At 28.7% G+C, this 24214-nt stretch carries 20 protein-coding genes and 1 tRNA gene; 14 read left to right on the top strand and 7 right to left on the bottom strand.

Annotated elements, in window-relative coordinates:
• Positions 1–133: 133 nt before the first annotated feature.
• From KI686_RS03295 to KI686_RS03275, 5 genes are all read right to left on the bottom strand, one after another.
• A complete protein-coding gene (locus KI686_RS03295; RefSeq protein WP_237587829.1) occupies positions 134–1246 on the bottom strand; it encodes a FecR family protein in 1113 nt (370 codons plus the stop codon).
• A 122-nt stretch (positions 1247–1368) separates the two neighbouring features.
• A complete protein-coding gene (locus KI686_RS03290) occupies positions 1369–1935 on the bottom strand; it encodes an RNA polymerase sigma-70 factor (RefSeq protein ID WP_237587828.1) in 567 nt (188 codons plus the stop codon).
• Positions 1936–2295: 360 nt separating this feature from the next.
• Positions 2296–3696, bottom strand: coding sequence for a DUF3500 domain-containing protein (locus KI686_RS03285; RefSeq protein WP_237587827.1), 1401 nt, complete (start codon positions 3694–3696; stop codon positions 2296–2298).
• Positions 3697–4105: 409 nt separating this feature from the next.
• Positions 4106–4179 (bottom strand) — tRNA-Ile (locus KI686_RS03280).
• A gap of 61 nt (positions 4180–4240) precedes the next feature.
• Positions 4241–5212 (bottom strand): polyprenyl synthetase family protein, encoded by a 972-nt coding sequence (locus KI686_RS03275; RefSeq protein WP_237587826.1) that lies wholly within the window; start codon positions 5210–5212, stop codon positions 4241–4243.
• A gap of 127 nt (positions 5213–5339) precedes the next feature.
• Between KI686_RS03275 and KI686_RS03270 the strand changes: the two genes are divergently transcribed.
• From KI686_RS03270 to KI686_RS03250, 5 genes are all read left to right on the top strand, one after another.
• On the top strand, positions 5340–5939 hold the full coding sequence (locus KI686_RS03270) for a TetR/AcrR family transcriptional regulator (protein WP_237587825.1): 600 nt from the start codon (positions 5340–5342) through the stop codon (positions 5937–5939).
• Positions 5940–5946: 7 nt separating this feature from the next.
• On the top strand, positions 5947–7275 hold the full coding sequence (locus tag KI686_RS03265) for a TolC family protein (protein ID WP_237587824.1): 1329 nt from the start codon (positions 5947–5949) through the stop codon (positions 7273–7275).
• 6 nt (positions 7276–7281) lie between these two features.
• Complete coding sequence (locus KI686_RS03260) at positions 7282–8454, top strand: efflux RND transporter periplasmic adaptor subunit (RefSeq protein WP_237587823.1); 1173 nt, start codon at positions 7282–7284, stop codon at positions 8452–8454.
• An 11-nt stretch (positions 8455–8465) separates the two neighbouring features.
• Positions 8466–11951 carry an efflux RND transporter permease subunit gene (locus KI686_RS03255; protein WP_237587822.1) on the top strand — a complete coding sequence of 1162 codons (3486 nt, stop codon included), beginning with the start codon at positions 8466–8468 and terminating at the stop codon, positions 11949–11951.
• A gap of 76 nt (positions 11952–12027) precedes the next feature.
• The gene (locus tag KI686_RS03250; RefSeq protein WP_237587821.1) at positions 12028–12510 is read left to right on the top strand and encodes a regulatory protein RecX; all 483 of its coding nucleotides are present in this window, start codon (positions 12028–12030) and stop codon (positions 12508–12510) included.
• A 216-nt stretch (positions 12511–12726) separates the two neighbouring features.
• On the opposite strand, the gene KI686_RS03245 is transcribed toward KI686_RS03250, so the two are convergent.
• Both KI686_RS03245 and KI686_RS03240 read right to left on the bottom strand, forming a co-directional pair.
• Positions 12727–13242, bottom strand: coding sequence for a nuclear transport factor 2 family protein (locus KI686_RS03245; RefSeq protein ID WP_237587820.1), 516 nt, complete (start codon positions 13240–13242; stop codon positions 12727–12729).
• Positions 13243–13244: 2 nt separating this feature from the next.
• Positions 13245–13853 (bottom strand): hypothetical protein, encoded by a 609-nt coding sequence (locus KI686_RS03240; protein WP_237587819.1) that lies wholly within the window; start codon positions 13851–13853, stop codon positions 13245–13247.
• Positions 13854–14078: 225 nt separating this feature from the next.
• Here KI686_RS03240 and KI686_RS03235 point away from each other — a divergent pair, with 225 nt between their 5' ends.
• The 9 genes from KI686_RS03235 (at position 14079) to frr (ending at position 24153) form a co-directional block, all read left to right on the top strand.
• Positions 14079–14678 (top strand): thioredoxin family protein, encoded by a 600-nt coding sequence (locus tag KI686_RS03235; protein ID WP_237587818.1) that lies wholly within the window; start codon positions 14079–14081, stop codon positions 14676–14678.
• Between the two features lie 95 nt (positions 14679–14773).
• On the top strand, positions 14774–15256 hold the full coding sequence (locus tag KI686_RS03230; RefSeq protein WP_237587817.1) for an ABC transporter ATPase: 483 nt from the start codon (positions 14774–14776) through the stop codon (positions 15254–15256).
• Positions 15257–15460: 204 nt separating this feature from the next.
• Positions 15461–15916, top strand: a complete 456-nt coding sequence (gene rplM, locus KI686_RS03225; RefSeq protein WP_077811389.1) for a 50S ribosomal protein L13 — start codon at positions 15461–15463, stop codon at positions 15914–15916.
• Positions 15916–16302: a 30S ribosomal protein S9 gene (rpsI, locus tag KI686_RS03220; RefSeq protein WP_237587816.1), complete on the top strand. Its 387-nt coding sequence runs from the start codon at positions 15916–15918 to the stop codon at positions 16300–16302. The genes rplM and rpsI overlap by 1 nt, the downstream gene beginning before the upstream one ends.
• Positions 16303–16450: 148 nt before the next feature.
• On the top strand, positions 16451–17221 hold the full coding sequence (gene rpsB, locus KI686_RS03215) for a 30S ribosomal protein S2 (protein ID WP_237587815.1): 771 nt from the start codon (positions 16451–16453) through the stop codon (positions 17219–17221).
• A 25-nt stretch (positions 17222–17246) separates the two neighbouring features.
• Positions 17247–18218 (top strand): translation elongation factor Ts, encoded by a 972-nt coding sequence (gene tsf / locus KI686_RS03210; RefSeq protein ID WP_237587814.1) that lies wholly within the window; start codon positions 17247–17249, stop codon positions 18216–18218.
• A 100-nt stretch (positions 18219–18318) separates the two neighbouring features.
• The gene (locus KI686_RS03205) at positions 18319–22755 is read left to right on the top strand and encodes a chemotaxis protein CheB (RefSeq protein ID WP_237587813.1); all 4437 of its coding nucleotides are present in this window, start codon (positions 18319–18321) and stop codon (positions 22753–22755) included.
• A 106-nt stretch (positions 22756–22861) separates the two neighbouring features.
• Entirely contained in the window at positions 22862–23572 is a 711-nt protein-coding gene (gene pyrH, locus KI686_RS03200) for a UMP kinase (RefSeq protein WP_237587812.1), read from the top strand.
• A gap of 26 nt (positions 23573–23598) precedes the next feature.
• A complete protein-coding gene (gene frr / locus KI686_RS03195; RefSeq protein ID WP_237587811.1) occupies positions 23599–24153 on the top strand; it encodes a ribosome recycling factor in 555 nt (184 codons plus the stop codon).
• Positions 24154–24214: the final 61 nt, after the last annotated feature.

Genomic DNA, 24214 nt, shown 5'->3' with positions numbered 1-24214 from the left:
ATCACTTTAGATTGACGGAAAATGCGGGAACATTTTCCGTTTTTTTTATCCAATATCTTATATCGGTACTAAGTAATCGTATTTTCTCTAGTGCTTAGTTACTTTTTAATTCATGCTATTTAAATTTTTAAGGTTAATTTATAATGATAGACTCTCCATTAATATTATAATCAATCTTGTAAATCATTTTTAATTCTTTAAACACCTGCTCTATATCTGGATACCTACCAAAACTTGCTTGAAATTTTTGTTTAGCTAACTTTGTATTGTTATTAATGATTTTAATATTATAGAATCTCTCCAGTTTTTTCAAAATATTATCAAAATCCATATCTCTAAATACAAGTTCTCCATCTATCCACGAGGTATATATTTTTGTTAAAACCTGCGTTTTATAAATTTCTCCTGATTCACTCTTATAACTAGCTTTAAATCCTGGTTTCAAATAAGTGATATCTTTATTATCCTCTTTCTTGTAAAGTCCTACCGATCCACTTACTAAAACCACTTCAGTAATATCGTCTTCTGTGTAAGCATGTACATTAAATTTGGTTCCAAAAACTTTAACATTTATGGTATTAGTATTAACAACAAATGGTTTCATAGTATCTTTTACCACATCCAAATAAGCTTCTCCAGTTATAAATACTAAACGATCTTTACCTTTAACAAAATTTACAGGGTATTTTAAAGAAGAACCTGAATTTAGTTTAACTTTAGTACCATCGGATAATTGAATTCCAAAAGTTTTTCCATAAGGCACATTAATTGTATTATATATTAAGGTATCACTATCAGTTTTATTATAAACCAACTGGTTCCCTTTTTGCTTACCTATGACCTGTCCGTTTGCATTAAGAACTTTAATATTACTTGTTTGCCCGTTTAATACTTTAACGGTACCATCTTGAAGTTGTAAGGTTATATTGTTTTCTAAAGATTTAGAAACTTTATTATTAGTAAAAAACAACATAGTAAACACAAAACCTATAAATACGGCTGCTACACTTGACAACTTTTGCCAGTTTATAATTTTTTTCTGAGTTGTTTGATTGTTTTCAATAGTAGCATTTAGACGCTTTAGAATCCTAATTCTTGCAGCTTCTTTTTCTGAAAACTCCCACGAAGCTATCCTATTATTTTTTTGACAATCATTGTAAAACTGAAATAATACATTTTTCTCTTCAGTTGAACATTGCTGCTGTTCAAACTTTAATAATAAATCTTCAAATTCTTTTTTAGTCATCTTTTTGCTTTTCAATAGTATGATGAAAAAAAGCCTTTCTACTCACATAGAAAAAAACAAAAAAAACCTTATTTAACCTAGAGATAACATTTAGGACTTAATTTGTTAAAGAATAAAGGGTTTTAAGAGAATAAAAGTAAAAAAACAGCCAAATCTAAATTTTTACGAAGATGCTTTAATGCTAAATAAATTTGATTTTCTACAGTACGCGTAGAAATATTAAAATGAACTGCTATTTCTGCTATAGAATAGTCTTGAAAACGACTCATAAAAAAAATAGCTCGGCATCGTGCTGGTAATTTTTTTAATTCATCTTCTATTGTTAGTTTTAATTCGCTACTATCCAACTCTAACTCAATCTCTGGTTTAAAAACCATAGCCTCAACTATAGAATCATTAAAGTCTACGAATTTCTTATTTCTAATTTTTAATAATGCGTTGTTTCTAACAGATTTATGTAGGTAAGCATTTAGGTTTCTAATTTCAATACTATCTCGTCTTATCCATATATCGGAAAAAACTTCGTGAAGCACATCCTCTGTTAACCCCTTGTCATTAAGTACATTGTAGACATTACTATACAAACGCTCCCAATATTTATTATAAATATACTGAAAAGCGATATGATTACTAGCTTTTAAGCCCAATAGAAGTTGATCTTCTGATAATTTTTTACAATCTAAGTGCATTATTTATATTAAAAGATTGCACGAATTTAAGTTATCAAAAAAAGATTAATACGTGAAAAAGTATTAAGAAATTATTAATTATTAATCACTATTGTATATTATTCATGTTTTTACTCCAAAAGTTGAATTATAAAATTCTCTATATTTTTTATTTGGAATATTATATTAATCTGTTCAGAACCAATAAGCCTAAATCAAATCTTTAAGAAATTACTCTAAGTATTATTTATTTGCCATAAATTACTATTTTGACTAAATTAAAAAAAGCCTTATAATATTAAATTATAAAGCTTTTTCATTATTTAAGCATCTTATTACCTTAATGGTCTATTTTGTTAATTTAAATCCACTCATATTTTTTTACAAATTATGATTTTCACCAATCCCTTTAACTTTGTAATCAAATTTTACGATACTTTTATTATGGTGATCTGCTAATGCATAATGCTCATAAAGAGTTTTAACTCCTCCTTCATTAATCATTTCTGCAAAAATACCATAATCTCCACCATCATCTGTTGATGGGTTATTAGGAATTCTTGTAATAGTATGTATATGATTATAATCTGCAATTGTACCAGAATTTGCTCCTGTAGAACCTTCGGTATTAAACTCTACCCACAAATAAGGATTGTAAATTCTATAATAAAACTCTGAAGTTGCAGTTGGCGTACTCACCGAATCATTAATCCATACAAAATAAGTATCATCTATATTGGTCATTATGTCTTCCCACCAAACATCTGCAAAAGAAGTAGATAAATTATACACATATTCTTTCATCACTAAGATTAAATTAGCTTGAGCTGTTGATGACATTTCCGAGTATTTTAACCCCGTTTCAAATCCTGAATAATCATAAGTACCTCTATACGGATCTACTTCTCCATTCATGTCTGCAGGACCCACTTCTAGAGAATGTGTAGTAGAAGTTGATGATACTGATGAAAGCTCTGTAGTTGAAAAACTATTATATAATGATAACGCCAAATCTCTTTCATCAGAAAAAATATCAAAAGTTTCTCCATTATATGTTTCGGCTGCTGGTTCTCCTCCTAAAAATGCAGGAACTATTGAAATATTATCACCATGAACCAGGAAATTAACAACACAATGATGTCCATCTAATTGAAATCCCCAAGAACCACTAGATTCTGGATCACCAAACATATCTATTGAATAATAATCTGGATTCCAAACATCACTCATTATATCACTCAACCAACCTTCTGAAAGCTCTGTAATTTCATACACCTTTTGATAACCATCTGAACTTAAAAACAATTGTAAAATATTTTTAAACGCCCCTAATTGATCATCACTTAAATCTCCATAAGTAATACCATCTCTATTACTATTATTGGCTGGAGTATTATGCCATAAATAAAATCTTTCATCATCTAAGCAAACCGAAGCTTCTTCTAAAAGATCTGCAGATAAAGAACTTCTAAAAGCTACCATTGCTTGTCGCATAGCTTCTATTTCTGAATTTTCAGATTGAGCTTCTTCTCCTGTTGTATTACATGCTTCTGCACTACCACTACCGTCATCTGTATCATCAATATCGTTACTATTAGACACATAACCTTCTGGTTGGTCACAAGCAGAAATGCTTACCTCTATATTACCCAACCCATCTTCATCTGCATCTTGATACCAAGTACTCTCTACGCAATCACTATCTGAATTACCATCTCCACTACAAGAGATAAATATTAGTGAAAAGGTTAAAAATAAAATTTTAAATGTTTTAGTTATCATAAGTATTTTTTTAATTATAAATCTTTAGATACATTTTTATAATTTTACTTGCGTTTATAGTGCATTTTTTTTTAAAACACTGAAAAGTCAATAACTTAAAGAACCTCTATGACAAAGAACATAATTTAGATTAGAATAGCTATGTGAGTTAACACAAAACTTTAAAAGTATATTCCAATTTGGAAGTTTTAATAAGAACCTTTAAGATGGACAAAGGCAAGTGTTTTTTTTAACAATCATAAAAACAGGTTAATCCTACATAGTCATTTACATATAAAGTAACTTAACCTAAATCTACATTTAAAATAGTTAAATCAAGAAAAACGAGATCTTTTACATGCAATTTAACTGCCTAACCGCTGAAGAAAAATTTTAAACAAAAAAAGCACTCTAAAAGAGTGCTTTTAAGTGGTCCCACTTGGGCTCGAACCAAGGACCACCTGATTATGAGTCAGGTGCTCTAACCAACTGAGCTATGGGACCAAAATAATTGGCTGCAAATGTAATACTTTTTTTAGATTTACAAACAAAAAAATGATTTTTTTTAAACTGTTCTATTCATTAACCAGAGTCCAAAATTCTTTAAACCGGTTTTGTTTTCTTCTGAAATATCCATAGAAGCAAGAGTACTAAAGGATTTCTCTGTATATTCTTCTATTTGTTTTTTTATCAATTCTGGTATATCATTAATCTCAAAAATTCTTGTTACCTCTTCTATTTTTATAGAATTATCCTTAAGCTTTTGTTTATAGAAAAATTGTAATTTATTTTTATCGTGTTCATTAGCAACTTCTAAAGCTTTTAGGTATAAGAAAGTCTTTTTGTTTTCTATGATATCACCGCCTATTTGTTTACCAAATGTATCTGGATTACCAAACGTATCTAAATAATCGTCTTGTAACTGAAAAGCCAATCCTAAATTTAATCCAAAATCATAAATTAAATCTGCATTTTCTTCTTCTGTTTCTGCTACAATCGCTCCCATTTTTAAAGCTGCGGCAACTAAAACAGATGTTTTTAAACGAATCATATTAATATATTCATCAATAGAAACATCATTTCTAGTTTCAAAATCTACGTCCAACTGCTGACCATCACAAACTTCTAAAGCAGTTTTTCCAAATAATTTGGCTAGTTTTTGAAAAACAACAGGCTTGTAATTTTCAAAATACTGGTAAGCTAAAATAAGCATTGCATCACCAGAAAGAATACCCGTATTAATATCCCATTTTTCATGTACTGTTGCTTTACCCCTTCTAAGTGGCGCATCATCCATAATATCATCATGTACTAATGTAAAGTTATGAAAAACCTCAACAGCCAAAGCAGCTGGCATTGCTTTTTTATAATCTTTTGCAAAAATATCTGCCGCCATTAACGTTAGCACTGGACGAATTCTTTTACCGCCTAATTGCAAAATATAATCTATAGGTTCGTATAAATTTTTAGGCTCTTTAACCCATTGTTTAGACTCTAGATATGCTAAAAACTCTTGTTGATAATGTAAAATATTCAAATCTGTAATTTTTTGTAAAAATAATGTAAACAAATACTTCTTTTAAATCTTATTGTTAAAAAATCTTTAAAACTTTGGAAACTTTTTTTGTTTCTAAAGTTTCCCTTTGTACATTTGCACCCGAATTATGAGAGAAAAAATTTTAGAAAAAGCGAATGAACTCTTCTTAAACATTGGTTTTAAGAGTGTAACTATGGATGAAATTGCTAGTGCCTCTGGTATTTCTAAGAAAACAATTTATAAATATTATAAAAATAAAACAGAACTTGTTGCTGAAGTAACAGAATTTATGTTTTCTAGAATATGTAATGGAATTAATATGATTTGCGAACTTAAAAAAGATCCTATTGAAGAAATTTTTGATATAAAAAGGCTAATAATGTCTAATTTAAAGGATGAAAAATCTTCGCCTCAATATCAATTACAGAAATATTACCCCAAAATTTACACATCACTTAATAAAAAACAATTTGGAGTGATGAAAGAGTGCGTTATAGAAAACTTAAATGAAGGTATAAAACAAGATTTTTATAGAAAAGATATAGATGTAGAGTTTATAGCACGCATCTATTTCTCTGGAATGCTGTCTATTAAAGACAAAGACCTTTTTCCTTTAAATGATTATTCTATGAACACACTAATGGACAAATATTTACAATATCATTTAAGAGGGATTTGTACCGAAAAAGGATTACAACAATTAGAAAATCAACTAAAACAGAAATAAAAACAATATGAAAAAAACAATTCTAGTCTGCTTAAGTACTTGTTTTTTCTTACTAGCAAATGCGCAAGAAAAAACTATGAACTTATCTCTTAACGAAGCTATTAGCTTTGGTTTAGAGAATAGTTACAACACTAAAGCCTCTAAAAACGACATATTAAGTGCAAAGAAAAAGGTTTGGGAAACCACATCAACAGGTTTACCTCAAATTAGTGGTAGTGTTAGTTTTCAAAATTGGTTAAAACAACAAGTTACACTTGTTGATATTGATGGAGACGGCACAAATGAAGAGTTTATTTTTACTCAAAAACAAAGTTTAGACGCAAGTGTAACTTTATCTCAATTATTATTTGATGGTTCTTACTTGGTGGGTTTACAAGCTTCTAAAACTTATTTAAAAATCTCTGAACAAGCCAATGAAAAAACTAAATTAGCTACTAGAGAAGCTATTATAAATGCTTATGGTAATGTTTTAATTACAGAAAAAAGTATCGTAATTGTAGAAAGCAACATTAAAATTCTTCAAAAAAATCTAAATGATGCTAAAAAAATATATGAAAACGGGTTTAATGAAGAAGAAGATATTGAACAACTAGAAATTACATTAGGTAATTTACAAAGTCAATTAAACAGTGTTAAAAGAATGAAAGTTATTGCTTACAAAATGCTAAACCTTGCTCTTGGTAATTCTATTAGCACAAAACTTGTACTAACAGATACTTTAGATTCTTTAACAAATTTAAATATAGATTTAAACATTATTGCAGAAGAATTTGATGTTGAAGAACATATTGATTTTAAAATTGCAGAAAACGATAGAGAATCTAAACGTTTATTAATGCGATTAGAACAAAGTAAAGCTTTACCAACATTATCTGCTTTTATTAATTATGGTAGTGCCGTTTATACAGAAGACATTACTAGCAGTAATAATAATTGGTACGATTACTCTTTATTAGGTGTTAGCTTAAACATTCCTATTTTTAGTAGTTTTGGTAGAAGTGCTAAAACTGCTCAAGCAAAGATAGCTTTAGAAACTGCAGATATTAGATTAGATGAAATAAAACAAAAACTTAACTTACAGGCAGAAACTGCAAAAAGCGATTATCAACTAAGTATAGAAAATTATAATACTGCAAAGAAAAATGTTAGTTTGGCAGAAAGAATAGAAAAAAAGCAACGTATCAAATTTTTTGAAGGTATTTCTTCTAGTTTCGATTTATTACAAGCACAAAACCAATTATACAGTCAACAACAAACTTACATCCAATCTATGTTAGATGTAATTGCTAAAAAAGCAGCATTAGAAAACGCATTAAATCTACCAATAAAACAATAACCAGACATGAAAAAAATATATTTACTTTTTATAATTACAACCGTATTAATCTCTTGCGGAGGAAAAGAAAATGTTTCTGTAGAAGATTTAGTTACAAACGGAACTTTAAAAGAGTTAACTGAAAAGAAAAAAGAAATTACAGCTAACTTAGAAGAAATAAACCAAAATTTAGAGCAAATTAATGCTGCTATTGCAAAAAAAGATACAGTTAAAAAACTTCCTTTAATTACTACAATTGCAGCAAAAGAAGAAGTTTTTAAACATTATTTAGAATTACAAGGTAATGTAAAAACAAAACAAAATATTTTAATTTACCCAGAAATGGCAGGTATTTTAAAAAGTGTTTATGTTAAAAAAGGACAACATGTTTCTAAAGGACAAGTGTTAGCTACTATAGATGATGGAGGTTTAAGCAACCAAGTAGCACAATTAGAAGCTACTACACAATTAGCAAAAACTACTTTTGAGCGTCAAAAACGTTTATGGGAACAAAAAATTGGTTCAGAAATTCAGTTTTTACAAGCAAAAACAAACTACGAGGCTCAAAACAATTCTTTAAAACAACTTAAAACTCAACAAGGAAAATCTTCTATTAGAGCACCTTTTTCTGGAGTTATAGATGATGTAATTAAAGAACCAGGTACTGTAGTTGCTCCTGGAGTAGGATCTGAAATCTTTAGAATAGTAAATCTTAACAATATGTATATTGAAGCAGAAGTGCCAGAAAGACATATTACTAGTATTCAAAAAGATAAAGAAGTAAAAGTAGAGTTTCCTGTATTAGGTACAACAATTAATAGTTCTGTAAGACAAGTTGGTAGTTTTATCAACCCTAACAACAGATCTTTTAAAATAGAAGTTCCTGTAGAAAACAAAGATGGTAATGTAAAACCAAACTTAACAGCAAAACTTCAAATTAATGATTATACAGATGAAAAAGCAATTTTAATTCCACAAAGTATTATTTCTGAAAATGCTAATGGAGAGCAATTTGTATACATTATTAAAGATAAAAACAGTAGCAATGAAGCTATTGCAGAAAGACACATTATTAAAACAGGAAAAACACAAGGTAACCTTATAGAAATTGTAAGTGATTTTGCTGTAGGTACAGAAATTATTAAAGAAGGTGCACGTAGTGTAAACAATGGCCAAATGGTAAAAGTTATCAATAAATAAAAATAACAGAGATGGCAAAACAAAAAAAACAAGTAGATAAAGAATTTAAACTATCTGCTTGGGCAATACATAATAAAACAACCATTTACGCCTTAATGGCTGTCTTATTTTTCTATGGTATTTCTGCCTATTTAAGCATGGCAAGAGAAGATTTTCCAGAGGTAAAAGAAACTAAAATATATATTAGTACTGCTTACCCTGGTAATACCGCAGAAGATATAGAAAAACTGATTACAGATCCTATAGAAGATCAAGTAAAAACAGTTAGTAATGTTGTAGAAGTTACTTCTACATCTCAAGAAGATTATTCAATTGTTATTGTAGAGTTTGATGAAAATATTTCTGTAGAACTAGCAAAACAAAAGATTAAAGACGAATTATCTACAGAAACTGCCAGTGAAGATTGGCCAACTTTTAACGGAGCAAAAATAGAACCTAATGTGTTCGATTTAAGTTTATCAGAAGAAATAGCAATCTTAAACATTAATATTTCTGGTGATTATCCTGTACATAAACTAAAAGAGTTTGCAGAATATTTACAAGATGATATTGAAGATTTAGCGGAAATTAAAAAGGCAGACATACGTGGTGCTCAAGAAAAAGAAGTAGAAGTTGCTGTAGATATCTATAAAATGATGGCTGCAAAAGTTAGCTTTAATGATATAACTTCTGCAATTAGTAACGGTAATGTAACTATGTCTGCAGGTAATTTTATTACAAGCGGACAAAGAAGAACGGTAAGGATTATCGGCGAAATAGACACGCCTTCAGATTTAGAAAATTTTGTTATAAAATCTGATTACAACGACCCTATTTATTTAAAAGACGTTGCAACAATTTCTTTTAAAGACAAAGACAAAACAACTTTTGCAAGAGAAAGAGGGCAAGAAGTTGTAATGTTAGACGTTAAAAAAAGAGCCGGAAAAAACATGGTTGCTGCATCAGAACAAATACAAGTAATTGTTAATGATGCAATAGAAAACTATTTTCCTAAAGACTTAAAAGTTACTATAACAAATGATCAATCTGACAAAACTATTGGCCAAGTAGATGATTTAGTAAACAACATTATTTTTGGGGTTATCTTAGTTGTAACAGTTTTAATGTTTTTCTTAGGATTTAAAAATGCTGTTTTTGTTGGTTTTGCAATACCAATGTCTATGTTTATGTCTTTAATGATTTTAAACTTATTAGGCTACACCATGAATACCATGATTCTTTTTGGATTAATTATGGGACTGGGAATGTTAGTAGATAACGGAATTGTAGTTGTTGAAAACGTATACCGTTTAATGGATGAAGAAGGCATGAATAGAGTTGATGCTGCAAAAAAAGGAATTAGCGAAATTGCATATCCTATTATTATTTCTACAGCAACAACAGTTGCAGCCTTTATCCCTTTAGGTCTTTGGCCAGGTATTATGGGAGATTTTATGGTATTATTACCAATTACATTATCTACCGTTTTGGGTTCTTCTTTATTAGTTGCCATTTTCTTTAACTCTGTATTAGTTTCTCAATTTATGAGTGTAGAAGATGTAGATATGCCAATTAAAAAAATTGCCATTCTTACAGGAATTATGGCTGTTATAGGAATCATTATTTTATTTGTTGGTGGTTCTTATAGTGCACTTGGTGCATTAATGATTTTTGTAGCTATAATGCTTTGGGTTTACAGATTGTTTTTAAGAGGATGGGCAAATACTTTTCAAAATAAAATTTTACCAATCTTAGAAGGATGGTATGAAAATAGTTTGCGTTTTTCTTTATCAGGTAAAATGCCTTACATAATTGTTTTAGGTACAACTTTACTTTTAATAGCTTCTTTTATGGCTTTTGGCTGGTCTTTAAGTACACAAAGAACAAGTGTTGAGTTTTTTCCTGATAATAAACCAAATCAAATTATTGTTTATATAGAATACCCTGAAGGTACAGACATTCAAAAAACAAACGACATTACAAAGTTGATTGAAAAGAAAGTAGAAGACGTTTTGTATAGTGATGAATATATGGATGGCGACTTTAACTTTATGGTAGAAAGTTTAGTTTCTCAAGTTGGTGAAGGAGCAGGAAACCCTCAAACAGATGGTGGTTCTGCTGCAGAAATGCCACATAAAGGAAAAGTTACCGCTTCTATGAGAGAATATAAATACAGAAGAGGCTTAGATAGCGAGTTAATGCGCCAAAAAGTACAAGCTGCATTAGTTGGTATTTATCCTGGAGTTTTAATTTCTGTAGAAAAAGATGCAAACGGACCTCCTGTTGGATCGCCAATTAATATTGAAATTGAAGGTGATGATTATGCAGAATTGATTCATACAGCACAAAGAATGAGAGATTTTATCAACTCTAAAAACATTTCTGGTATTGATGAATTAAAAATTGATGTTAACAGAGACAAACCAGGAATGGAAGTTTTAGTTGATAGAAAAAAAGCTGGAGAATTAGGCGTTTCTACAGGACAAGTAGGTTCGCAATTAAGATCATCAATCTTTGGTAGTAAAGCTGGAATTTACAAAGAAGATGGAGAAGATTATGATATTTATGTTCGTTTTAACAAAGAAGATAGATATAATACTAGTGCTATTTTTAATCAGAATATAATTTTTAGGGATATATCTTCTGGTCAAATTAAAGAAATTCCGGTTTCTACTGTAGCAACACAAAGCAACAACTCTAGCTTTAGTGCTATTAAGCACAAAGATATTAAGAGAGTTGTAACTGTATATTCTGCTTTAGCACCAGGAGAAACAGATGCAGCTGCCGTTGTTGGTAAAATTCAGAATGAGATGAAAAACTTTAAAGATTTACCAGAAGGAATTAAAATTGATTATACTGGGCAAATAGAAGAACAAAACAAACAAATGTTATTCTTAGTTGGTGCATTCTTTACAGGTTTAGCTCTAATTTTCTTTATTTTAATTTTCCAATTTAACTCTATTTCTAAACCAGGAATTATAATGTTAGCCATTTTCTTAAGTTTTATTGGAGTTTTTGGAGGAATTGTTATTTCTGGAAGTTCTTTTGTTATTATGATGACAATGATGGGTATTATATCTCTTGCTGGTATTGTGGTAAATAATGGTGTTGTATTATTAGATTATGCACAATTACTAATTGATAGAAAAAAGGATGAATTAGATATAGACCACGAAGAACACTTAAATAAAACAGATTTATTTGAAGCTATTGTAAAAGCAGGTGGAGCGCGTTTAAGACCTGTATTATTAACTGCAATTACTACCATTTTAGGTTTAATTCCGTTAGCAATTGGTTTAAACATTAACTTCTTTACATTATTTACTGAATACAATCCTCATATTTATTTTGGTGGAGATAATGTAGTTTTCTGGGGTCCTTTAGCTTGGACTGTAATTTATGGATTATTAATAGCTACTTTTTTAACTTTAATTGTAGTACCTATTTTATTCTATTTAGTAACACTATTTAAAATGTGGTTAAAAAACAAAACCGCTAATAAAGAGTTAGCTTCTTAAAAGAATAGAAAAAATATTTTTATAAAAAAGGGATGAAATTTATATAGTTTCATCCCTTTTTGTATTTTCGAAAATAATGATACAAAAAAAATCTTTTACTGTTGATGAAATTAAACGAAAACTAGAACAGTATTGCGTTTACCAAGATAGGTGCCATAAAGAAGTAGAGCAAAAAATGAGAGAATTCAATTTGATACAAGAGGCTAAAGAATTGATTTTATTAAGTTTGATGCAAGACAATTTTTTAAATGAAGAACGTTTTGCTAAAAGTTTTGCAAGAGGAAAATTTAGAATTAAAAGTTGGGGGAAACAAAGAATTATAAGAGAATTAAAATTTAGAGAAATATCTACCTACAATATAAAAACAGCTCTTAAAGAAATTGATGAACAAGAATACTTAGCGACTATTTACAAAATTACAGAAAACAGAAACGAAGTTCTTAACGAATCAAATATTTTTAAAAGGAAGAAAAAACTGATTGATTTTTTAATGCGTAAAGGTTTTGAAAATGATTTAATTTTTAAAACAGTTAATGATATTGTTACCGAAGAAAAATAAAATTACTTTTATAAATAAGTAAGAAACCTTTATTAAAAACAAAAAGTTAGTAAAAGGCTTAGCCCTGATTGAACGGTTTGTCTGAGCTCTTTTTTTATGCCAAACTTAATATTCTATATTATTACGATAAAAAGTACCTTTTTTTAATAGAAAAGATCTTAAAAAAAAGAAGCATAAAAAAAAGCGAGTAGTGAAAGCAGGAAACGGCTTCTAAAATTAATTTTTAAATTTTTCTAAAAAAGCAGCATCGTTTTTTTTCTTTGCCTCAATTACCTTACTTATATCTGCATTTGGTATAGCTATAGACAAAACATAATGTTTAATTTTCCAGGTATTATCTTTTTTTACTAAAACTCCAGAGCCTCTACAAGTTCCCATTTGAGTGTCTAAAAGCTCATCAAACCACACAAAATTTAAATCTGTATTTGTGTAAATGTTTCTTTCTAGAGCTTTAAAACTCCAAGCTTTTCCTTTATCAAAATATGGCTTGCTGTATGCTTTAAATTCTTTTTTATTCCAGTTTTCTGATGCATCTGTGCCGATAAACACAGAAACTGAATCCATTAAATTAAAATAATTTTCAAAATTTGCTTCTGCTGCAGCTTTGTGCCAATTATCTAATATAATGTTTACTTGTTTTTTTATTGAGTGTTGTGTTTCTGCTTTTTCTTTATGTTGACTAAACCCTAAAAAAAGAATTAGGAACAATAAAACGAATACATAATTTTTCATATCTATTTATTTTTTTTATCGATCTGAAGTAGTTCTTTTTTCTTTCTAAGATCTATAGTTTTTTTAGAAACACTATCAATTTTTGTAGAATCTAAACCTATAAAAACAACATCTATATCTATTGCTTCTTCAAATTCTTTTTTAGATAAAACTGTATTTATTTTAGAATTTACAGAAGAAAAAGCATCTATAGTTTTGTCTACTTGTAAATTAACATCTTTAGCTGTAATTGCAGGTATTAATGTTAAATCTGCTAATCTTAACGTTTCATTGTACAAAACATTTACTCTGGCATCAAAAGAAGGAGTGTTAAAAATAGGTGGTTTTATACTATCTCTTAAATTTAAAACCAATCCTTTTAATTCTAAAGCGTTGCTTAATGCTTCATTTGGTGACACGTACTCAAATTTTTCTATAAACTCTAAGGCTGGTCTAAAATCTTTCCAATCTCCAATTTCTTTTTCAAAAACAGGTTTTACTTTTACTAAACTTTTGTGTTGTTTAGCAATACTCAACTTTGGTTTTTCTTTAGATGTATCTTCGTCGCTTTTATTCTTGCTTGTACAAGAAAACACAGATACAAACAGTACTAAATATATTATTTGTTTCACAAACTATCAATTATAAATGTAAAAGTACACATTTTAACAGCTTTATTAAATCATTTTAAAAAATTGTAATTAACAAAGAGCTTCGTTTTATTTAAATATTAAAACACAAAACACCTTGTATGTAAGTTTATTCTTTTTTTAGCGTCTATTTAGTTGATTAAAAAGTAACAAATGTTACCATACATTTTAATCAATAAAAATATCTTTGTTTAAAATAATTAGAAGATGAAAGAAATAATTGAAAAAAGCCTACAGAATACATATACTTACCAAGAATATAGAAATTTGGTTAGTAAATTATTATCAGAAAATAAATCTACCGGAAATACACAATCAGACTCTTTAACAAACTATAGTTTGTTAAATGATAAAAGAATGAAACGTTTAGATAAAACTATTAAAATTTCTGAAGAAACAATTGCTGAATTTAAATCTATTAACAAACCTCAAACTTGGTTAGTTATAACAGAAAGTTGGTGTGGAGATGCTGCACAAAACTTGCCTGTTATTAATAAAATTGCAGAAATAAATGATGCCATTGATTTAAAGGTTGTAATTAGAGATGAAAATGAAGATTTAATGGGCTTATTTTTAACTAACGGAAGTAAATCTATTCCTAAATTAATTGCCATAGACCAAGATAATGATGTAATTAATACATGGGGGCCAAGACCATCTACAGCTACACAAATGGTTGCAGATTATAAAGCAGAACACGGATCTGTAGATGCCCAATTTAAACAAGACCTACAAGTTTGGTACAATAAAAACAAAGGTAAAAACGTACAAGAAGATTTTATTAAACTCTTAAAAGTAGAAGCTTAATTAAATTAGTTATAATTTTTTAAAACCGTAAATAGAGATTTCTATTTACGGTTTTTCTTTTCTGTATATTTGCATCTAATAATACAACAATAACTATGCTTGTAGATTACACTTCTATACCCGACGATGCAAAAGTTTGGATTTATCCTTCTAGTAGAAAATTTTATGCGAATGAAATTGAAGAATTAGAAAATAAAATAAAAGAATTTATAGAGAATTGGAAATTAGAAGATCAAAATTTTAAAGCATCATATCTATTTTTATATAATAGATTTATAGTTTTTGTTGCCGATGATGCTGAAACTACTTTATCTATGGCAGATATAGATATATCTGTATCTTTTATTTTAAAATTGCAAGAAGAATACAATGTACAACTCTTAGATAAAATGAATGTTTGTTTTAAACAAGGAGAATTTGTACAATATAAAGATCTAAAAGATTTTAAAAAACTATTAAAAAATAAAGCTATTACTGCTAAAACAATTATTTTTGATAACTTAATTACAACTAAATTAGACTTCGAAAATTTCTGGGAAACCCCAATAGAAGATAGTTGGTACAATCGTTTTTTGTAAAATTAACACACTTTGCTCCTGTTTATTTTTTTTAAATTAAAACAACAGAAATCTATAGTAATCTCCATTACTGTAAATCAATCTTTTAAAGATTAAAAAATAATTATAACACACTATTTGTCAATCAAATAAAAAAAACTACATTTGCACTCCTTTTTTAAGGAAAAAAATTAATAGTAATAAACAAAAACTAATAGTGTAATTATGAACACATTAAGTTACAAAACAGTATCAGCAAACAGCGCTACCGTTAATAAGGAGTGGGTTTTAGTTGATGCAGACGGGCAAACGTTGGGTCGTCTAGCTTCTAAAGTAGCAAAACTAATTAGAGGTAAATATAAACCAAACTTTACTCCTCACGTAGATTGTGGAGACAACGTGGTTATTATCAACGCAGAAAAAATTAATTTAACTGGTAACAAATGGAGAGATAAATCTTACATTCGTCACACAGGTTATCCAGGTGGTCAAAGATCGTTAACTGCAACAGAAATGTTTGAGAAAGATCCTACAAGATTAATCGAAAAAGCAGTAAAAGGTATGTTACCAAAAAACACTTTAGGTAGCGCTTTATACAGAAACTTGTATGTATATGCAGGTACAGAGCACAAACAAGCAGGTCAAGAACCTAAAGCTATTAACCTTAACGATTTAAAATAATGGATACAGTTCATAAAATTGGTAGAAGAAAAACTGCTGTTGCTCGTATTTATCTTTCAGAAGGTACAGGTAACATTACAGTAAACGGTAAAGAGTATAAAAACTACTTTTCAACAGGTACTTTACAATATAAAGTACAACAACCTTTAATGTTAACAGATAACTTAGAATCTTACGATATTAAAGTTAATGTTTACGGAGGTGGTGTAACAGGACAAGCAGAAGCTATCCGTTTAGCAATTACTAGAGCTTTAGTTTCTATTAACGAAGAGCACAAACAAGTATTAAAACCAGAAGGTTTATTAACTCGTGACCCTAGAATGGTTGAACGTAAGAAATTCGGTCAGAAGAAAGCACGTAAAAAATTCCAATTCTCGAAACGTTAATATTACACAGAATTTATTCTGTACTTTATTATATCGAGAACTGTTATTATATAATTTAATATTAAACAGTTTAGTATCTAAATATATAAGACTCGTAAGACTACTTATATATTGATTTCAAAAACAGAAAGTAAACACATTTAAAAAAATGGCAAACGTAAACATTCAAGAATTATTAGAAAGTGGAGTACACTTTGGTCACTTAACAAGAAAGTGGAACCCAAATATGGCTCCTTATATTTATACAGAACGTAATGGTGTACACATCATCGATTTGTATAAAACAGCTGCTAAAATAGAAGAAACTTCTGAAGCTTTAAAAAAGATTGCAAACTCTGGACGTAAGATTTTATTTGTAGCTACAAAAAAACAAGCTAAAGATATAGTTGCAGAAAAATCTAAAGCAGTAAACATGCCTTACATTACAGAAAGATGGCCAGGTGGTATGTTAACTAACTTTGTAACTATTAGAAAAGCCGTTAAAAAAATGGCTCAAATTGATAGAATGAAGCAAGATGGTTCTTTTGATGCTTTATCTAAAAGAGAAAAATTACAAATTAACCGTCAAAGAGAAAAATTAGAAAAGAACTTAGGTTCTATTTCTGATATGACTCGTTTACCAGGTGCATTATTTGTAGTTGACATCAAAAAAGAACACATTGCTGTAGCAGAAGCTCAAAAATTAAACATTCCAATTTTTGCAATGGTAGATACTAACTCAGATCCAAGATTAGTAGACTTTGTAATACCAGCAAATGATGATGCTTCTAAATCTATTGATAAAGTTTTATCTTATGTAACTGATGCAATTGCAGAAGGTTTATCAGATAGAAAAGCAGATAAAGAAAAAGTAAAAGACGCTAAAGAAGCTCCTAAAAAAGAGGCTCCTAAAGCAGAGGTTACTGAAGAAACAAAATAATTCTAATCAATAAAAAACAAGTAACATGGAAACAGTAAAGATAAGTGCTGCTGATGTTAAAAAATTAAGAGAAGCTACTGGAGCTGGAATGATGGACTGTAAAAAGGCCTTAGTTGAAGCAGGTGCGGATTTTGATAAAGCAATTGATATTTTACGTAAAAAAGGTCAAAAAATTGCTGCAAAAAGAGCTGATAGAGAATCTACAGAAGGTGTTGCAGTAACAAGAATTAATGACGATAAAACTGCTGGTGTAGCAATCGTTTTAGCTTGTGAAACTGACTTTGTTGGTAAAAACGAATCTTTCGTAGCTTTAGGTGGTCAGTTTGCTGATATCGCTTTAAACTATGAAGACAAAGAATCTTTTTTAGCTGCTGATTTTGGTGGTATGACAGTTGCTGATAAATTAGTTGAACAAACTGGTGTTATTGGTGAAAAGTTAGAAATAACTGCTTTCGAAAAGGTAGAAGCTGCTTATGTTGGTGCTTATACTCACATTGGTAAAATTGCTGCTATCGTTGGTTTATCTGCTGTTGTAGATAATGCAGAATCTTTAGCTAAAGATGTAGCAATGCAAGTAGCATCTATGGGTGCAACTACTTTATCTTACAAAGATTTTGATCCTGCATATGTTGCTGCTGAAACAGAAGCAAGAATTGCTGTTATCGAAAAAGATAATATTGAGTTAGGTAGATTAGGAAAAACATTAAAAAATGTACCTCAGTTTATCTCTATGTCTCAATTAACTGATGAAGTTTTAGCTAAAGCAAATGAAGATGCAAAAGCTGAGTTAGCTGCAGAAGGAAAACCAGAAAAAATCTGGGATAGAATTTTACCAGGAAAAATGGAAAGATTTATTTCTGACAATACAACTTTAGATAGAGAGCAATGTCTTTTAGACCAAGCCTTTATTAAAGATGAAAAGAAAAGCGTTGCCGAATATGTTAAAACTTTTGGTGATGTTGAAGTTTCTACTTTTAAAAGAGTTACTTTAGGATAAACTTTTATTCTTCTTATAATATTTTAAAGCCACCTAATATATAGGTGGCTTTTATTTTTTGTAAATCTTTTTCCTTATTTTTGTTGATATGCCTAAAAATATGAAAAACAAAAATTCTGATTTATATGTTGTTGCTATTGGTGCTTCTGCTGGTGGTTTAGATGCAATACAACAAGTATTTGACAACATACCAGAAGATACAGGAATGGCTTTTGTTGTTATACAACACTTATCTCCAGACTTTAAAAGTCTTATGCCAGAGCTTTTAGCTAAGCATACAAAAATGAAAATTTTTACTGCTGAAGATAAACTAACCATTAAACCAAACTGTATATATTTAAATCAGCGTAATAAAAATCTTCATATTAAAGGGAGAGAATTATACCTTCTAGATAAAGGCCCTAAACATAATTTAAATTTACCAATAGACATATTTTTTCACACATTAGGCGAAGAATACAAAGAAAGGTCTATTGGAGTAATTCTATCTGGTACAGGTTCTGATGGTTCTAGAGGTATTAAAACAATAAAAGAAGGTGGTGGTGTAATTTTTGTACAAGATCCTATTACTGCTCAATTTGATGGAATGCCAAATTCTTCAATTGCAACAGGATTAGTAGATTTTATTTTAAATCCAAAAGAAATTGCAAAAAAATTTAACGGTCTTATTAATCCTCCGCTAATCGTAGATAGAGAATTTAATATTCCTGAATCAAATGAAATTTTAATCACTAAGATTTTACAAGAAGTTCATAAATATTCTGACATAGATTTTAGAGAGTACAAGAAAAATACTCTTTTGCGTAGATTAGAAAAAAGAATGAACATCAATAGCATTGATGAGCTATATAATTACCTCACTTTTTTAAAAAATAACGAAAAAGAAAAAGAAGCTTTAAAGCAAGATTTTTTAATTGGTGTAACTAGGTTTTTTAGAGATACAGAAGCTTTTCAAACATTACAAGACAAAGTAATCCCTGCAATTTGTGCTCGTAAAAAAAGTACAGAAACTATTCGTGTTTGGGTACCTGGATGCTCTTCTGGAGAAGAAGTATATTCTATTGCAATGCTTTTAGATAGCCATATACGTACTTTAAAATTAAACCTCAATTTTAAAATATTTGCTTCAGATATAGATCCAAGAGCAATTACTGCTGCTAGTGCAGGTACTTTTCATGTTAATGTAATAAATGAGTTAGATAGCATCTATTTAGATAAGTACTTTACAAAAATTGGAGATAGATTACAAATTATAAAAAGGATACGAGAAAAAATTGTTTTCTCTAGTCATAACTTAATAAAATCTCCACCTTTTATTAGGATGGATTTAATTTCTTGTAGAAATTTACTTATTTACTTAGACAATAAAGTACAAAAGAAAGTAATGTATAACTTTCAGTTTGCATTAAATAAATTTGGTTTTTTATTTTTAGGAAATAGTGAATCTTTAGGTGAAGCATCAAGGTTTTTTAAAACTATAGATACAAAGTGGAAAATTTTTCAAAATATAGAGGATACAAAACACATTCCTTTACAAGAAAATTCAGCGGGCAGAATTCCATCAATATTATACAATAATCCGCCACAAAAACTAACAAATCCGCCAGTTTATAAGTTTAAAGAGAATCCAGAAAATATCTTCCACAAGTATTTAAGTAAAAAATACAGTCCTTCTTCAATATTTTTTGATAAAAATTATAACATCATTTACATTAAAGGAGATGCTGGTAAAAAATTAGTACATACAGAAGGTATTTTTGAAAACAATCTTTTAAAAATTGTTGGTCAAGACCTTTCTTCTATAATAAGAAATGCTGTAAACAGATTAGAAGAAGAAAAAAAAGACATTATTGTTAAGGATATTCTTAGTCAGACAAAAAACGGTAATTTTTCTTTTGATTTACACCTGCATAAACCTGCAGAAGATGAAGCTTTAAGTGATATCTATTTATTACAATTTGGTGATGAAGAAAAAACTGATGACCAAGTAATTATAGAAAACGTACCAATTGATAAAATTTCTAAACAAAGAATAGAAGAAATTGAAGACGAGCTAAAAGCTACAAAAACAGAATTACAAAATGTAGTTGAAGAATTAGAAACTAGTAATGAAGAACTACAATCTTCTAACGAAGAATTAATGGCTTCTAATGAAGAATTACAAAGTACTAATGAAGAATTACAATCTGTAAATGAAGAATTATACACCGTAAATGCAGAGTTACAAGAAAAAAATAAGCAATTAATAAACCTAAATAATGATGTAACCAACTTATTAGACAATACAGATATTGGTACATTATTCTTAGATAGAGAATTATATATTAGAAAATACACCCCAGCAATACAGAAACATTTTAATTTAAAATATACAGATATAGGCAGACCTATAGAAAGTTTTGCTTCTAATTTTAATGAAGAAATTAGATTATCTATAATAAACAACTCTAAAGATGTACTTTTAAAATTAACACCTATAGAAAAAGAAATTATAGATAACGATGGTAAGTTCTACTTGTCTAGAATTAGTCCTTTTATAACTATTGATAAAAAGATAGATGGAGTAATTATCACTTTTGTAGAAATATCAAAATTAAAAAACACAGAAATACAATTAAAAAACACAGAATTAAGATATCATAATTTATTTGAAAACTTAAACGAAGGTTTTGCGCATGCTAAAATGATTATAGATGATTCTGGCAAACCAATTGATTGGGAATATATAGCAATAAACCCATCTTTTGAAGAGCAAATAAAAATAAAAGAAAAAGATTTAGTAGGTAAACCTTTCTTAGAAAATTATCCTAACACAATTAACGATTCTATAAATTGGATTGAAGTTTATGGAGAAACGGCCTTAACAGGTAAAGAGCAACTTATAGAAACTTACTCTAGTTTATTAGATAAATACTACATTGTTAGAATTTTCTCTCCTAAAAAAGGAGAGTTTGGAGCAACATTTGCAGACATTACAGATATAAAGAAAAAAGAAGAAGCCTTAGCTATAAGCGAAAAAGAACTAAAAAGAATACAAAGTTTAACCCATGTAGGTAGTTGGTATTTTGATTTAATTACAGGAGAAATAACATGGACAGAAGAACTATATAGAACTTTTGGTTTAGCTCCTAATACAACACCTCCAAGTTTTGAAGCACAACAAGCACTTTTTTCTAAAAAAAGCTGGGAAGCATTAAATCAAAAAATTGACAAAACTAGAGAAGAAGGTAGTTCTTATGAAATAGAATTAGAAATAGTTAAAAATAATGAAATTACCAATTGGCTATGGGCAAAAGGTGAAGCTGTAAAAAATGATGAAGGCAAAACAATTGCACTCAGAGGAGCATCTCAAGACATTACAGAATATAAAATTATAGAATCAGAATTAGTAGTAGCTAAACAAAAAGCAGAATATGCAAATATTCATAAAAATTACTTTTTAGCGAATATGAGTCATGAAATTAGAACACCAATAAACGGTATTATCGGTTTTTCTGAACTACTAAGAGATGATAATATTTCTTATGAAGAAAGAGGAAATTATATAGACATTATTGATGGAAACTCTAAGCAACTTTTAAATCTGATTGATGATATTATAGATATTGCTAAAATTGAAGCAAACGAATTAAAAATTTCACCTAAAAACTGTAATATATCAGAATTGATTAAACATATAGAAATTAATTTTAATCAATTAAAAATTACAAAAGACAAACCAGATATAACTATAAAATCTTTTATACCAGAAGAAGCAAAAGACCTTATTATTTTTACAGACACCTACAGGCTTAGACAAGTTATTACTAACCTTTTAAATAACTCTTTAAAATTTTCAGAAAAAGGAGAAATTTCTTTTGGTTTTGATATTAGAGATAATCAATTACATTTCTTCGTAAAAGATCAAGGAATCGGGATTCCTAAAAATAAATTAGAAGAGATTTTTGATCGTTTTAAACAAGTAAACTATAATGACAATGCTAAATACGGAGGAACTGGTTTAGGATTATCTATATGTAAAGGAATAATACATAATCTTGGAGGAGACATTTCTGTTGAATCTACTCTTAACAAAGGAGCAACTTTTAAATTTAACATTCCTCTAAAAACAGTAATTAATAAAAAGAAGAAAGAAGAAAAAAGAAGTATAAAAAATAATGAAAATTCATTCTTAAAAAATAAAACTATTCTAATTGCAGAAGATGATAAAATTGTAAGACTCTTATATTCTTTGTTCTTTAAAGACTCTGGTGCAAATATAATTTTTGCAGTAAATGGTAAATTAGCTTTAGAAGAATATCAAGAAAAGAAAGATTTAATTAATATTGTATTAATGGATATTAGAATGCCAGAAATGAATGGCTTTGATGCTACAAAGAAAATTATTGAAATCAATCCAGATGTAAAAATAATTATGCAAAGTGCATATGCTATGCATGATGAAAAAGAAAAATGTTTTGAACTTGGTTGTAAAGATTATATTACTAAACCTATTTCTAAAAATAATCTATTTAAAGTTTTACAAAAGTGGATTTAATTACCATTAAAAAATAAAAACCTCGCAAAATTGTGAGGTTTTTTTATATATCAAAAAATAGAAACTAAAAAAAAATACGTAATTTTGCACAACTTTTAAAGAAACTATGAAATACAAAAGAATACTTTTAAAATTAAGCGGAGAAGCATTAATGGGGGAAAGACAATACGGAATTGACCCTAAACGTTTATCTGAATACGCAAAAGAAATTAAGCAAGTAGTAGAAAAAGGAATAGAAGTAGCTATTGTAATTGGTGGTGGAAATATTTTTAGAGGTGTTGCTGGAGCTGCAAACGGAATGGATCGTGTACAAGGAGACCATATGGGAATGTTAGCAACTTGTATTAATGGCCTAGCTTTACAAAGTGCCTTAGAAGACGAAGATGTACACACACGTTTACAAACAGCTTTAGAAATTAAAGAAGTAGCAGAACCTTATATTAAAAGAAAAGCAATACGCCATTTAGAAAAAGGTAGAGTTGTAATTTTTGGTGCTGGTACAGGAAACCCTTATTTTACAACAGATACAGCAGCTGTTTTAAGAGCTATAGAAATTGATGCAGATGCAATTTTAAAAGGAACTCGTGTAGATGGTATCTATAATACAGATCCAGAAAAAGATAAAAATGCAATTAAGTTTGAAACAATTACTTTTAAAGACGTTATTAACAAAGGCTTAAAAGTAATGGACATGACTGCATTTACATTAAGTGAAGAAAACAAATTACCAATAATTGTTTTTGATATGAATACAAACGGAAACTTAATAAAATTAGTTTCAGGAGAAAATATTGGTACTGTTGTTGATAATCAATAATCAAAATCTTTTAAAATTTATTAAAGATGAACGAAGAAGTTGAATTTATTTTAGACTCTGCTAAAGAAGCAATGAGTAATGCAATAGCGCATTTAGAAAAAGAATTACGCTCTATTAGAGCTGGTAAAGCTACCCCAGCTATGCTTGCTAACGTAATGGTAGATTATTATGGTTCTCAAACACCATTAAGCCAAGTAGCAAACGTAAGCACACCAGATGCTAGAACTATTAGTATTCAACCTTGGGAAAAAAACATGCTTCAAGAAATTGAAAAAGCAATTCAATTAGCAAACTTAGGTTTTAATCCTATGAACAATGGAGATGTGATTATGATTAATGTACCACCTTTAACAGAAGAAAGAAGAATCGGTTTGGCTAAACAAGCCAAAGCAGAAGCAGAACATGCAAAAGTTGGTGTTAGAAATGCTCGTAAAGACGCAAATAACGACATTAAAAAAACAGATATTTCTGATGATATGAAAAAAATTGCAGAAGCAGACGTTCAAAAACTAACGGATACTTATGTAAAAGAAATAGACGAAAAATTATCTGTAAAAGAAGTAGAGATAATGAAAGTTTAAACAAAATCTAAACAATAAAAAAGAGAGTGTTTATAAACACTCTCTTTTTTATTTATAACAA

The sequence above is a fragment of the Polaribacter sargassicola genome, from assembly GCF_021991835.1.
Classification (GTDB): domain Bacteria; phylum Bacteroidota; class Bacteroidia; order Flavobacteriales; family Flavobacteriaceae; genus Polaribacter; species Polaribacter sargassicola.
This window is presented reverse-complemented; position numbering and strand designations above follow the sequence as displayed.